This window comes from Sporomusa sp. GT1 (genome assembly GCF_014634905.1).
Lineage (GTDB): Bacteria > Bacillota > Negativicutes > Sporomusales > Sporomusaceae > Sporomusa > Sporomusa sphaeroides.
The window spans coordinates 43577-57098 of sequence record NZ_BMBX01000001.1; the positions used below are offsets into that span (position 1 = coordinate 43577).

General features: G+C 46.8%; 12 protein-coding genes. 1 reads left to right on the forward strand and 11 read right to left on the reverse strand.

What is annotated here, in order from left to right:
* Positions 1–2: 2 nt before the first annotated feature.
* The 11 genes from prmA to gpr form a co-directional block, all read right to left on the reverse strand.
* The gene (prmA, locus tag GT1_RS00250) at positions 3–941 is read right to left on the reverse strand and encodes a 50S ribosomal protein L11 methyltransferase (RefSeq protein ID WP_188396580.1); all 939 of its coding nucleotides are present in this window, start codon (positions 939–941) and stop codon (positions 3–5) included.
* A gap of 34 nt (positions 942–975) precedes the next feature.
* On the reverse strand, positions 976–2112 hold the full coding sequence (dnaJ, locus tag GT1_RS00255; protein ID WP_188396583.1) for a molecular chaperone DnaJ: 1137 nt from the start codon (positions 2110–2112) through the stop codon (positions 976–978).
* Positions 2113–2131: 19 nt separating this feature from the next.
* Positions 2132–3985 (reverse strand): molecular chaperone DnaK, encoded by a 1854-nt coding sequence (gene dnaK / locus GT1_RS00260; protein ID WP_075755447.1) that lies wholly within the window; start codon positions 3983–3985, stop codon positions 2132–2134.
* Between the two features lie 35 nt (positions 3986–4020).
* Complete coding sequence (grpE, locus tag GT1_RS00265; protein ID WP_188396585.1) at positions 4021–4587, reverse strand: nucleotide exchange factor GrpE; 567 nt, start codon at positions 4585–4587, stop codon at positions 4021–4023.
* A 19-nt stretch (positions 4588–4606) separates the two neighbouring features.
* A complete protein-coding gene (locus GT1_RS00270; RefSeq protein ID WP_075755443.1) occupies positions 4607–6190 on the reverse strand; it encodes a TCP-1/cpn60 chaperonin family protein in 1584 nt (527 codons plus the stop codon).
* Between the two features lie 14 nt (positions 6191–6204).
* Positions 6205–7236: a heat-inducible transcriptional repressor HrcA gene (gene hrcA / locus GT1_RS00275; RefSeq protein ID WP_075755441.1), complete on the reverse strand. Its 1032-nt coding sequence runs from the start codon at positions 7234–7236 to the stop codon at positions 6205–6207.
* A gap of 108 nt (positions 7237–7344) precedes the next feature.
* Positions 7345–8484: a radical SAM family heme chaperone HemW gene (gene hemW, locus GT1_RS00280; RefSeq protein WP_188396587.1), complete on the reverse strand. Its 1140-nt coding sequence runs from the start codon at positions 8482–8484 to the stop codon at positions 7345–7347.
* A gap of 11 nt (positions 8485–8495) precedes the next feature.
* Entirely contained in the window at positions 8496–10292 is a 1797-nt protein-coding gene (lepA, locus tag GT1_RS00285; protein ID WP_188396590.1) for a translation elongation factor 4, read from the reverse strand.
* A 91-nt stretch (positions 10293–10383) separates the two neighbouring features.
* The gene (locus tag GT1_RS00290; protein ID WP_075755435.1) at positions 10384–10878 is read right to left on the reverse strand and encodes a hypothetical protein; all 495 of its coding nucleotides are present in this window, start codon (positions 10876–10878) and stop codon (positions 10384–10386) included.
* A gap of 19 nt (positions 10879–10897) precedes the next feature.
* On the reverse strand, positions 10898–12004 hold the full coding sequence (spoIIP, locus tag GT1_RS00295; protein ID WP_188396592.1) for a stage II sporulation protein P: 1107 nt from the start codon (positions 12002–12004) through the stop codon (positions 10898–10900).
* A gap of 102 nt (positions 12005–12106) precedes the next feature.
* Positions 12107–13078 carry a GPR endopeptidase gene (gene gpr, locus GT1_RS00300; RefSeq protein ID WP_188396599.1) on the reverse strand — a complete coding sequence of 324 codons (972 nt, stop codon included), beginning with the start codon at positions 13076–13078 and terminating at the stop codon, positions 12107–12109.
* A 155-nt stretch (positions 13079–13233) separates the two neighbouring features.
* On the opposite strand from gpr, the gene rpsT reads away from it, so the two are divergent.
* Complete coding sequence (gene rpsT, locus GT1_RS00305; RefSeq protein WP_075755431.1) at positions 13234–13500, forward strand: 30S ribosomal protein S20; 267 nt, start codon at positions 13234–13236, stop codon at positions 13498–13500.
* Positions 13501–13522 lie beyond the last annotated feature (22 nt).

The following is a 13522-nucleotide window of genomic DNA, read 5'->3' on the forward strand; positions in this document are numbered from 1 at the left end:
CCCTATCGGCTGTCGCTGCCGGCCACAATAGCCACCCAGCCGCCTTCTTCAATGACCTTATCAACGGCAAATCCGTTATCAATAAGTGCAGCGGTAACATCACTCAAACGTTCGGAAATAATGCCGCTGGCAATAAACAAACCGTCATCTGCCAGTCGTGTCCGGACATCTGGCAGCATTTTGATAATGATATCGGCAATAATATTGGCAACTATCACATCAGCCTTACCCTGTACGCCGGTCAGCAGGTCGCCGTGAGCAACTTCTACAGTTGCCGCCACCTGGTTAATCACAACATTTTCCCGGGCTACCCGCACGGCTACCGGATCAAGATCAACCGCCTGCACATGTGCTGCGCCAAGTTTGGCCGCAGCCACTGCCAATATGCCGGAACCTGTACCGACATCAAAAACAATATTGCCTGGTTTAATACTCTCTTCCAGGCAGCGAATACACATGGAAGTGGTATGGTGTGTACCTGTACCAAAGGCCATCCCCGGATCCAATTCAATAACAATATCATCAGTGAGCGGCACATAGTCTTCCCAGGACGGTTTAATAACAATATGCTCACTTATCCGTACCGGATGAAAATACTCTTTCCAGGAGGAAGCCCAATCCTCTTCCTGTACTTCACGACAGTTAATACAACCCCGGCCTTTATCAAGGTTATGTTCATGCAGCCTATTGACACTTTCCTCAAATACACGCAGCTTATCGTCCAAAAGCTCATCAACAGGCAAATACGCCTTAATAGTTACTACTTCTGTTTCTGTTTCTTCGGGGATGTCGCAATAATCCCAGGTCCCTGAGCGCCGGTAACTATTAATCAGTTCAGGGTCTTCTATCACAACCCCGCTTGCTCCCAGATCGTGAAAAACATTAGCCACCGCCTCAGTAGCCTCATGGGAGGTTTGAATGCTGATTTCAGCCCATTTCATGCGCCATCGCCCCTTATACATCTATTAATACTACTTACAAAACACTAAAAACATTTTTAAATTTCTTAAAAAAACCTTTTTCTTCCGAGGTCGGCTCAACACCGCCGGCTTTAGCAAACTCTTGTAAAAGTTCCTTTTGGCGGTCGGTTAATTTCTTCGGCGTTACTATTTTAACGCGCACATGCTGATCACCGCGTCCATGGCCGCGCAAATGCGGAATACCTTTATCTTTGATGCGGAACACGGTGCCGGTTTGGGTGCCTTCAGGCACCTTGAGCTTAACCCGGCCGTCAAGTGTAGGCACTTCAATTTCGTCCCCTAATGCAGCCTGAACAAAATTAATCGGCACTTCGCAAACAACGTCATTGCCTTCACGTGTAAACAGTTTATGCTGTTTTACGAAAAGATACACGTATAAATCCCCGGGAGGACCTCCGCGCTGTCCGGCTTCGCCTTCATGAGCCACCCTAAGTCTGGAACCGTTATCAACGCCGCCAGGAACTTTAATTTTGATTTTACGTTTGACTCTGGTCTTGCCGCGGCCATTACACTCTTTGCACGGAGTCTTGACGATTTTTCCTTCTCCCCGGCAACGTTCACAGCTTCTCACATTGACCATACGGCCAAAGGGCGTGTTTTGCGTTACCTGAACCTGACCTGTGCCCCGGCATTCGGGACAAGTTTCAGGATGTGTTCCGGGAGCAGCACCTGAACCTTGGCAGGTACCGCAATCTTCGGTGCGTGGTACTTGAATTTCAGTTTCCAAGCCGAAAGCGGCGTCCTCAAAACTGATCTCCATATCATAACGTAAATCGGCCCCCCGTTCAGGTCCGGCCTGCCGCCCACCGCCGAAACCAAAACCCGCCTGCCCAAAGAACATATCGAATATATCCGAAAAACCACCAGCCCCGGCGCCGCCAAAACCGCCACCGCCGTTAGCGGCATCGAACGCAGCATGACCAAATTGGTCATACTGCGCCCGGCGCTCGGCATTGGATAGAATTTCGTAAGCTTCATTTACTTCTTTAAACTTTTCTTCCGCTTCTTTGGGATTGTCGCGATTAACATCAGGATGGTACTTGCGGGCCAATTTGCGATAGGCTTTTTTGAGTTCATCCTCTGACGCCGTCTTGGCTACACCAAGCACTTCATAATAGTCACGCTTACTCATTCACACCATCCCAAACTCATTATTTCTTGTCTTCGTCCACCACTTTATATTCGGCATCAACTACTTTATCGTCATCAGGTGCACCTTGCGCACCTTGTGCTCCGCCTGGCTGAGCCCCTTCTGCCGCTCCTTCGGCCTGAGCAGAGGCTTGATACATAGCAGTCGACAGTTCGTAAAGCGGCTTAGTAAGAGCTTCGGAATCAGCCTTGATGGCCTCAATATCGCTGCCTTTCAATGTTTCTTTCAGCTTATCAGCCGCTTGCTGCACTTGATCAACAAGAGTTTTATCGGCTTTTTCGCCAAATTCTTTAATGGTTTTTTCCGCATTATATACCAGCGAGTCGGCATTATTACGAACTTCGACTTCTTCTTTGCGCTGTTTGTCTTCAGCAGCATGCGACTCGGCTTCTTTAACCATTCTTTCTACTTCCTCTTTATCCAGTCCACCGGAAGAAGTAATGGTAATCTTTTGTTCTTTGCCTGTACCTAAATCTTTTGCCGATACATGGACAATCCCGTTGGCATCGATATCAAAAGTAACCTCAATGCGCGGTACGCCACGGGGGGCAGGAGGAATGCCGGAAAGTTCAAAGCGTCCCAGTGTCTTGTTATATGACGCCATTTCGCGTTCACCTTGCAGTACATGAATATCAACAGACGGCTGATTGTCAGCAGCAGTTGAGAAGGTCTGACTCTTGGAAGTCGGGATGGTAGTATTGCGGTCAATAATTTTGGTAAATACCCCGCCCAGAGTTTCGATGCCCAGGGACAGCGGCGTAACGTCCAGCAACAGTACGTCTTTTACTTCACCAACAAGCACACCGGCCTGGATGGCGGCACCGACGGCTACGCACTCGTCCGGGTTGACACCTTTATGCGGCTCTTTGCCCAAAGATTTTTTAATGGCTTCCTGTACGGCCGGAATCCGGGTGGAACCGCCGACAAGAATAACTTTATCAATATCCTTGGCAGACATCCCGGCATCGCTTAATGCCTGACGGGTCGGCCCCATGGTAGCTTCAACCAGATCGGCCGTTAATTCATCAAATTTTGCCCTGGTCAGATTGATGTCAAGATGTTTCGGACCAGTTTGATCGGCAGTAATGAACGGCAGGTTAATATTAGTGGTAAGTACACCTGACAGCTCAATTTTGGCTTTTTCCGCAGCTTCTTTCAACCGTTGCATGGCCATCCGGTCATTGGTCAGATCAATTCCCTGTTCTTTTTTGAATTCGGCTACCAGCCAATTCATAACCCTTTCGTCAAAGTCATCGCCACCCAGCTTGTTATTACCACTGGTGGCTTTAACTTCGAACACGCCGTCGCCCAGTTCCAGGATCGACACATCAAACGTGCCACCACCCAAGTCAAATACCAGGATAGTGTGGTCATTGCCTTTATCCATACCATAAGCTAAAGCTGCAGCCGTAGGTTCATTGATGATCCGAAGCACTTCAAGACCTGCGATAGCACCGGCATCTTTGGTAGCCTGACGCTGGCTGTCAGAGAAGTACGCAGGAACGGTAATTACCGCCTGAGTTACTTTTTCACCCAGATAAGCTTCCGCATCGGATTTGAGTTTTTGCAGAATCATTGCTGAAATTTCCTGAGGAGTATAGTCCTTACCCTCAATAGTAACTTTATGCGTAGTCCCCATATGACGTTTAATCGAGCTAACCGTGCCGTCAGGATTGGAGACAGCTTGACGTTTAGCGATTTGTCCAATTAAGCGCTCACCGTTTTTTGAGAAACCTACTACAGAAGGGGTGATGCGACTGCCTTCCGGATTAGGAATAACTACCGGCTCGCCGCCTTCCATTACAGACACGCAGGAGTTGGTAGTACCAAGGTCAATACCAATTACTTTTGCCATCGTTAATTTCCTCCTTAAGTAAACTTACTTGTGAATTAATTTCCTACTACTTTTACCATACTTGGACGAATTACCCGCCCGTTAACTTTGTAACCTTTTTGCAGTTCTTCCACAATCATACCATCAGGCTGACTGTTATCCTCAAGGCGCAGTACGGCTTCATGCTGCGCTGGGTCAAACATATTTCCTACCGCAATAATGGGCTCTACCCCTAACTGTGTCAGGGTACTATTTAGCTGGCGGAAAATCATTTCCACGCCTGTGGCCAAAGCAGTTACGTCATTTGGCGTACTGGCTGTTGCCCGCTCAAAATTATCCACTATAGGCAAGAGTTCACAAATAATGCGCTCTGCAACTATAATAGATAGTTCTTCCTTCTCCTGACGAGTCCGGCGCCGGAAATTATCAAAATCGGCTTGTAAGCGCTTATACCGGTCTGTCATCTCATCAAGCAGGCGGCCTTTTTCATCCAGCGCCGCCATAAACTGACTTACATCTTCTGCCTGAAAACAAACTTCATAATTTTCTTCTGCTGCAGTTTCAGTATTTAGATTTTCTTGAACTGATTCAGTTTGTAATCGCTCTTGTTTTTTTTCTGCCACGAACTCCACCTCCGGTTATTTAGAAGTCAGGCATACCGCTGTCAGCACCGCCTGCCTTCTGGGCATTAGCCCCCTCTTCTTTTTTCTTTATAATGGTATCAATCCGCAAAATAGCCACAGCCACTTCTCCTGCAGCTTTTATGGCATGAAGTTTTACCGGAACCGGATCAATAACACCCCGCTCCAGCATATCAACCACTTCACCGCTATCACAATCCACACCTAAAGAATCGCGGTTTTGAGCCGTTTGCGCAGCAACGACATCCTCTACTTTTTCCAGAGGATTAAAGCCTGCATTTTCCACGATTTGCGACAAAGGCTGCTTCAGAGCATTAGCTACGCAATCCAGGCCATAGGCAGCCATACCTTTAAGGTTTTCACGATATTTGCTGACTTCCCGTGCCATTGCAATTTCAATGGAACCACCGCCCGGTACGTAACCGCCCTTTACTGCGGCCTGCACACTGGAAGCGGCATCTTTAGCAATACGTTCGCGTTCCCCTACTACCTCTTCGGTGGCTGCACCTACCAAAATCGTGGCCATTGGCTTGCCGCTGCCGCCAATAACCCGCACTTGTTCCAGCTTTTCATCCTGGTATACCTTTTGTGCAGCACCCAAATATTTTTCAATATCGGTCTGTTCTTTTTTCAAGCCGGTGCGTTTTATCATCCGCGCTCCGGTGTGATCGGCTACCCGGCGCAGATCTTTGGAAGATACCCTCTGAATAACCATAATATTGGCATCTGTGAGAATTTCCTCGGCAGCGCTGTGTACCCCCCGGTCAACCATAACAATGTTCACACCAAGACCAACAATCTTTTGCACGTTGGATTTAAATTCATCCTGCAGATCGATATACCTTTTAAAACCGGCTTCTGTACTTAACGCCTCGTCTTCAATCTCTTCCGGTTCAAGTGCATCATCAATAAGCAGTAATTTTGCATTCAATATTTCTTCCGGCATTTCCTGGGTCATACGTTCCTGATCAACAATAACACCCAGAAAGACTTCATTGTCAGCGCCCGCTTCCGCCGTAATAATTTCGGCCAGCTTAAAGTTAGATTCGTTTAGCTTTTCCACACCTATCAGTTTAGCGGCTGCTACCACCAGGTCGGCAATATCTTCATGTTCCCGTCCGGCGATCATGGCAATACTCCGGAGTATGGGATCATTTACTTCAGTAATCGTACGGGTACGGTCCTTTACGTTTTCCAGGACTTTGGCGACACCATACCTGATGCCTTCAATGACTCTGGCGACAGGTACACCGCGCATAACCTGGTTTACCCCTTCAGATACCAGACTGCCAGCCATGATGGTCGCGGTGGTAGTGCCGTCTCCTACTTCGGCCTGTTGGGCCTTAGCGGTATTAATAAGCATTTTTGCCGCCGGATGATTAACATCCATCTTATCTAAAATTGTGACACCGTCATTGGTAATAATAACTTCACCAAAACGGTCAACCAGCATAGTATCAAGCCCTTTAGGGCCGATTGTACCTTCAACGGCTGCAGTAATTGCCCGTACAGCATTGGCGTTAGTTAACAGAGCGGCTAAGCGTTCATCCACATCAGCGCCACTGCCGGCTTGCTTTAAATTCATGGATTTCCTCCCACCTATAGCATTTTATACTTTTTCAAAATTTCACCTAAATGGCGTTGCATAAATTTAAGTACAGACATAGTTTTACCATATTCCATCCGGGTGGGACCAAGCACGGCAACCGTTCCTACCACTTGCCCGTCTATGCGGTACGTGGCTTGAACAACACTGCAGTCATGAATGCCTGTATATTTATTTTCCTGACCAATCGTAACAACCACACCATCACTGTTGGCCATATGGAGAATATCACATAGCAAACGGTCTTCCTCCAGCATGGTTAAGAGACCCTTAACCTTATCAACATCCCTGAATTCCGGCTGATTTAACATCTGCGTCGTGCCGCCAAGATACACTTTTTCCTTCTTATCAACAGTAAGTACATGCTTAAGCAGGGTAACGGCCCTTTCATACAACTGCGGGTCAGGCAAAATATCGTTTTGAATATCTTTTAGCACCGGTGTAGTAATCAGTTCGATCGCCAAGCCTCCCAGCCGGGAATTGATGGCAGTTGCCACACGGGTCAAGTCTTCATGGTTCAGGCCTTCAGGAATTTCAATTATTTTATTTTCTAACAACCCGGTATCGGTGATAATAACAACAATAGACCGGCACTCATCCAGCGGTAAGAACTGAAGGTATTTGAATGTACATTGTGACACTTGTGGTGCCAGGACCATAGAAACATTGCTGGTCACGCGGGAAAGGACCTTAACTGTCTCCTGAAACACTTCGTCTATCCGCCGGGCTTTTGTCTGATACCAGTTGTCGATGAGCTGAATATCTTTGTCAGAGATCTGGGGTGGTGCCAACAAACAGTCAACATAAAAACGGTAACCTTTGACTGAGGGTATTCTGCCTGCCGAGGTATGCGGTTGTTCAATATAACCTAACAGCTCCAAATCGGCCATTTCATTACGGATTGTGGCCGGACTGACCCCCAAATTATATTTACGGGCAATCGTCCGCGAGCCAACCGGTTCTGCGGTGGATATGTAGTCATCAATAATGGCGTGCAGGATTTGGCGCTTCCTTTCATCTAACATCGACTCCACCTCCTTGTTGTTAGCACTCATATCACGCGAGTGCTAACACCTACTAAAAAAATACCACTCCTTGGGTGTAATGTCAAGATAGTACACTACTTCTATGAGCTAATCGGGTAAAAAACTTCTAAATACTATATTGCCAAACTTCATCCCCGTATCGGTTAGCCAAATCCGTTCATCATCTGCCTCCAGCAAGCCTTGTCGTTGAAGCCTCGCAAAAACATTGCCAAACAGGTCAAAAAAATCTACACCAAAATACCGGGTAAAATGACTTAATCTCATCCCGCAGGTAGTACGCAATGTTAAGAAAATATATTCGGCCATAGACTCGCCCAAGGTCAATATTTCCTCCATGACGACCGGAGACCTGCCTGTTGTTACTCTACTTATATATTCCTTAATTCCCGTTACCGTACCTGTTCGCTGCCTGTTTAAAAAAGAATGGGCAGCAGCTCCAAGCCCTAAATAAGGCTGATAATGCCAATATTTCAAATTGTGCCGGCACTCGAATCCCGGACGGGCAAAGTTTGAAATTTCATAACGGGCCAACCCTTGATTTGGTAAAAACTCAGACATTGCATTATACATGGCTTCCTCGGCCGCTTCATCCGGCAAGGCCAGCAACCCTTGTTCAGCGGCCGTCGCCAACGGGGTTCCTTCTTCCAGTTTCAGCCCATATACCGAAATATGGGCCGTATGTAATGCTGCCGCTTGCTCAAGCTCGCGAAAAAATCCAGCTACTGTCTGACCTGGCAAACCATACATTAAATCAATACTTATATTATTAAACCCGACAGCTTGTGCGTATTCCACAACCGCAAGACTGTCGGCCGTTTGATGGATACGTCCCAGGCCGGTAAGCAAATCATCATTAAAGGACTGAACACCAAAACTCAGTCGATTAATTCCGGCAGCTTTCAAGGCGGCAAGCTGCTGCCGCGTTACCGTGCCCGGGTTAGCTTCCATACTGATTTCAGCTCCGGACTCAATCGTAAAGTTATCCTCAAGACTGGCTACTATTTGCTCCAGCAGGGGAACCGGCAGGACACTGGGCGTGCCGCCGCCAATATATACTGTGTCAACAAGCGGCTTATACAACTTACCGCCCTGATCAGCAATCTGCTGACACAAGGCGGTAGTGTAGGCCGTAAATAAGTGTTCTACTCCCGAATAGGAAGAAAAATCACAATACAAACATTTCTGTCGACAAAAGGGAATATGAACATATAGGCCAAGTTTGCTCATCGTCCGCTACCTTAATCCATTTTTAAAATAGCCATAAACGCTTCTTGCGGAACTTCAACGTTGCCCACTTGTTTCATCCGCTTTTTACCCTCTTTTTGCTTTTCCAGCAACTTGCGCTTACGGGTAATATCGCCGCCATAACATTTTGCCAGTACATCCTTGCGCATGGCCCGTACAGTCTCGCGCGCAATAACCTTGCTGCCAATAGCGGCCTGAATGGGAATCTCAAACATTTGCCGGGGGATAATACCTTTTAGCTTTTCGGCCAGCTGCCGCCCCCGGTGCGCCGCTCTGTCCCGGTGGACAATTACACTCAGGGCATCAACCGGCTCACCATTCAGCAAAATATCCAATTTTACCAAATCCGATGTCTTATAACCCAACAGTTCATAATCCAGCGAAGCATAGCCGCGTGTTGATGATTTCAACTTATCAAAATAATCAAAAATGATCTCACTTAAGGGTAAATGATAGGTCAGCATTACCCGGGTGGTATCCAGATATTTCATATCTTTAAACTCGCCGCGCTTATCTTGAGACAATTCCATAACAGCGCCCACAAAGTCATTGGGAACCATAACTGTGGCTTTTACATACGGTTCTTCCACATGTTCAATTTCCTGAGTTGTCGGCAATTTCGACGGATTTTCAATATTGATAACTTCACCGTCTGTTCTGAACACCCGGTAAATTACACTGGGTGCGGTGGTAATAAGCGTCAGATTATACTCCCGCTCCAGTCGTTCCTGAATAACATCCATATGTAGAAGTCCCAGGAAACCGCAGCGAAAACCAAAGCCAAGAGCAATAGAAGTCTCAGGTTCAAATACCAGCGATGCATCATTTAACTGAAGTTTTTCCAGAGCATCACGCAAATTTTCATAATCAGAGCTATCTACCGGGTATAAACCGCAATACACCATTGGCGTAATTTTGCGGTAACCCGGGAGTGGTTCGGCCACCGGACGCTCGGCACCGGTAATAGTATCACCTACCCGGGTATCTTTTACATTCTTGATGCTGGCGGCAATAAAACCAACCTGTCCCGGGCCCAACTCGTCAATGTTGGCAAGATATGGTTTGAATACGCCTACTTCCGTCACATCAAAAACCTTATTTGTCGCCATCATTTTGATTTTCATGCCAGGTTTGATACAGCCATTCATCACCCGTACATAAGCAATTACACCTTTGTAGGAATCAAAGTGCGAGTCAAAAATGAGTGCACTTAAGGGTTCATCAACAGTACCTGCAGGTGGCGGAACTTTTTTAACAATGGCCTCAAGGATTTCTGCGATGCCGATGCCTGTCTTGGCGCTGGACAAAACAGCATCTGAGGTATCTAAGCCGATAACATCCTCAATTTCCTGTTTAACCCGCTCCGGCTCGGCGCTTGGCAAATCAATTTTATTGATTACCGGCACAATCTCAAGGTCATGTTCCAATGCCAAATAAACATTGGCCAGCGTTTGGGCTTCAATCCCCTGGGCGGCGTCAACTACTAAGAGCGCCCCCTCACAGGCTGCCAGACTGCGGGAGACTTCATAGGTAAAGTCAACATGCCCCGGTGTATCGATAAGGTTCAGCATATACGTTTCGCCGTTATTTGCGGTATAAGACAAGCGAACAGCCTGCGCTTTAATCGTAATGCCACGCTCGCGTTCAAGCGCCATTTGATCCAAAACCTGGTTTTCCATCTCGCGGGCAGAGAGAGCACCTGTATACTCCAACAACCGGTCTGCAAGCGTCGACTTGCCATGGTCGATGTGGGCGATAATAGAAAAATTGCGAATATGTGATGTATCCATCAGACTGGGGCTCCTCCCTGGTATAAATAAGGTTTTTTACACATTTCTATAAATTATACCATTAGCTGCCCGTTAACTGCAAGCGCTACCTCTATTCGCCAATATACTGTTTAATTTGCACTATAGCCGCTTGGGCCTGTGTTCTCACTGCCTGAATGGCAGTCTCAATATAGGGTCTAATGTGATTCCAGTATTCGAGCACCTGTTCCTTCGCGGCAAACGCTTCATCCACAAACTGCCGGTGCCAAACATCAAGCCAATGTCCAATAAACCTTCCGTCAATTTCTATTTTAGCCGGAATAGTAATGGCATGATTGGCGATATGCACTACAAGCTCATGGTCTGTCCGGGAAATATGGGCAAAAGGATATATTTTGCCCAGCGTTAAGCCATAGCCAAAAGCATAAGCCGAATATACATCTTCCCGGTTGCGGCCAATATAAAAGAAGCGTTCTTGCTCAGGACGCTGAGTGAGAGTGGTTAATTGATGTTCTGCCAGTCCCACACCAATTACAATAATGGCCAGCAATATAAAAAGACCTCGGGCTATAATTCCTATATCATTTGCCGCCACCCGTTCAAACACGCCACCCCTCCTCCGCTGACTAACGGTTCTCAGCAAGTATTTCTGCCAGTATGTCTCCCAGTATTTCCATACTACGCATGGCCTCTTCTTTACTGCTTTCCTGTGATCCTACTTCTATCAGCAACGCTCTGGGATGAAGATGCTGGTTATACCGCCACTCCACCAATTGAATACCGCGGCATAACCCCGGAAATTTAGCATTCAGCTTAGCGTCAATTAACTTAGCAAAGGCGTGATTCTGCTGCCAGTGCGGTTGGGGCAAATCCTGCTGTCCGGTAGCTACAACAATAGTAATTTTGGCAATCGGCAAATCATTAGCCATAAGGGTTACATTTTGGCGCTTATCAGCGTCGCGATGAATATCGAAAATCATTTGAATCGACGGATTTTCGGCAAGCATTTTTTGTGCAGTAATTTCGGAAGGTCCATACGCTTTCATAAAGCTGGGGTAGTCGTGAATCGTGGTACTGTGAATGGCTTTTACCCCATTTTTCTCTAACTGTTTGGCTAATGCCGCTCCTACTTCCACGATTTCACCGTGCTGGCCTCCTGGCCGGTGCGTCACGCCGGAATTGGGAATAAAAGCTTCCGCCGTATGTGTATGGTATATTCCTACAAGCGGTTTGTCTGTAATTGCTACAGTTTTCGTATCAAATACCGGGAAGTTCGGCAGTGTCGTTGCACTGACAGCAGGCGATACCGGCTTTTTAAACGCCAATATAAAAGGGATTTCCTGTGAAACTAGCGAGCGCAAATCGCGAAAATCAACACCTGCAAATACCCGCACTATTTTGTTGGCAAAATTTTCATCACCGGGTGCCGGCGTTATTTTTATTATACTTTGCGGCTGAAATGTCAGGGAAAAACCAGGAATGCCTGAAATAAGCACGTCCTTTCCTTTAGGCCACAAAGCAGGCATGTATTGTCCGTAATATACTGCTTTGCCACTTACCGGTATAGCACTCTGTGTCAGATTGAGATAGGTGCCAAAAAATAATCCTCCTGATATTACCATCATCACCACAATAAACGCTATATTGGAAATCCTATAGATGCCGTAAAATCGCAAGAAATTAGACCAATGCCTGCTTTGATTTCTTTGTTTCCGCTCTTTCCTTGTAACCATTGCCGCCTCCGCCAGACCCCCAGAATTGGTTGTCCTCTGCTATTTTTGTTTACATACAATGTATATGCCTGGCGGCAGAACGATATTACAATTAGTCCCAAATCAATGTAAGTACATATGGATATTCTCGTAATCAATGTTAGGATGCATCGCCTGATTAATGCCGCCGGCCACAACGGCAGCAATATCTTCGATGAGTCTGTCAACCTCCTTAGGCGTTACCATAAGGTCTCCGAGTATGTCAGGCAATACCTGCCGGACAATGGTCTGCCTGTCCTGGTCAGATAAATTGGCCATGCTCTTAAAATACCGGCCAAAAGCCGCATGTTCCTGGAGAGTGTTAATGGTATCCATAGCAATGGTTGAAGCATGCACCACTGTCGGTACGCCAATAGCCACGACCGGCACTCCTAACGAGGCCTGCGTAAGCCCAAAGCGTTTATTGCCGACACCTGAACCAGGATGGATGCCGGTATTAGCTAATTGGATGGTAGTAATTACCCGTTGACTGGAAGCAGCAGCCAGAGCATCGATAGCGATTACCAAACTGGGCTTGATATTGTTCACAATCCCCTGGATAATTTCGGCTGTTTCCATACCGGTTATACCAAGCACACCGGGAGAAATCGCACACACCGCGCGCACACCGCCTTTTAGTTCCGGCGACAACATCTCCTGCAAATGCCGGGTAACGACAATCTTGTGCGTAGCCCGCGGGCCTAAAGCATCTGGCGTGACATTCCAGTTTCCAAGGCCGACAACCAATACGGTGGCGTTGCGAGGTAAATTAACCATTCCAGCCAATTCAGCCGCCAGAAAATTCATGATTTTTTCCTGTAACGGAGTATTTTTATAGCGTAAGCCGGGTGCCTCCAGGGTAATATAACTTCCTTTGGCTTTCCCCATCATTCGCTCAGCCTCAGGAGTAGTAATATTTACCCGGGTAATAAGTACATCCTCATCTTCACTGGTCTCAACTAAAACACCGGGAATGTCTTCGCTCACCTGTTTTGTCAGCATTTCACGCGCTTCTAACGCCAAATCGGTTCGTACTGCAGCAGGAACTTGATCCATGAATTATTCTCCCCCTACTAAAAACTATTTCAAACCTATCTTATCCGGAAAAAAAGTTAGCTATACCAAGCCAATTGCTTTTACTTTATTGCTTGCTTTTTCCTGTAGAGCATGCTAAAATAGTTCAGTAACATATACATAAGGAGGTGAATTACTTGCCAAATATTAAAGCATCTGAGCGTAGCGTAAAAACTGACGCAGAACGGCGTGCCCGCAATTATTCGGTAAGATCAGCGATTAAAACTTCTGTTCGTAAGGTGGAAGAAGCTGCACGTACCGGTAAAGCAGATGAGGCCAAGAACCTCCTGACTACTGCTGCCAGCGTTATTGACAAAGCAGCCGCCAAAGGCGTTATTCATAAAAATGCCGCAGCTCGTAAGAAGTCCCGTCTAGCTCGCAAAGCTAATGCAACTCAAGCTTAATTATCTCAATAATAATTGAAAC

What these genes read in the sequence shown, in the direction of transcription:
- hemW (WP_188396587.1), bottom strand. Translation starts at nt 8,484, where the DNA reads ATGAGCAAACTTGGCCTATATGTTCATATTCCCTTTTGTCGACAGAAA.
- GT1_RS00270 (WP_075755443.1), bottom strand. Translation starts at nt 6,190, where the DNA reads ATGAATTTAAAGCAAGCCGGCAGTGGCGCTGATGTGGATGAACGCTTA.
- dnaJ (WP_188396583.1), bottom strand. Translation starts at nt 2,112, where the DNA reads ATGAGTAAGCGTGACTATTATGAAGTGCTTGGTGTAGCCAAGACGGCG.
- lepA (WP_188396590.1), bottom strand. Translation starts at nt 10,292, where the DNA reads ATGGATACATCACATATTCGCAATTTTTCTATTATCGCCCACATCGAC.
- gpr (WP_188396599.1), bottom strand. Translation starts at nt 13,078, where the DNA reads ATGGATCAAGTTCCTGCTGCAGTACGAACCGATTTGGCGTTAGAAGCG.
- spoIIP (WP_188396592.1), bottom strand. Translation starts at nt 12,004, where the DNA reads ATGGTTACAAGGAAAGAGCGGAAACAAAGAAATCAAAGCAGGCATTGG.
- dnaK (WP_075755447.1), bottom strand. Translation starts at nt 3,985, where the DNA reads ATGGCAAAAGTAATTGGTATTGACCTTGGTACTACCAACTCCTGCGTG.
- hrcA (WP_075755441.1), bottom strand. Translation starts at nt 7,236, where the DNA reads ATGTTAGATGAAAGGAAGCGCCAAATCCTGCACGCCATTATTGATGAC.
- prmA (WP_188396580.1), bottom strand. Translation starts at nt 941, where the DNA reads ATGAAATGGGCTGAAATCAGCATTCAAACCTCCCATGAGGCTACTGAG.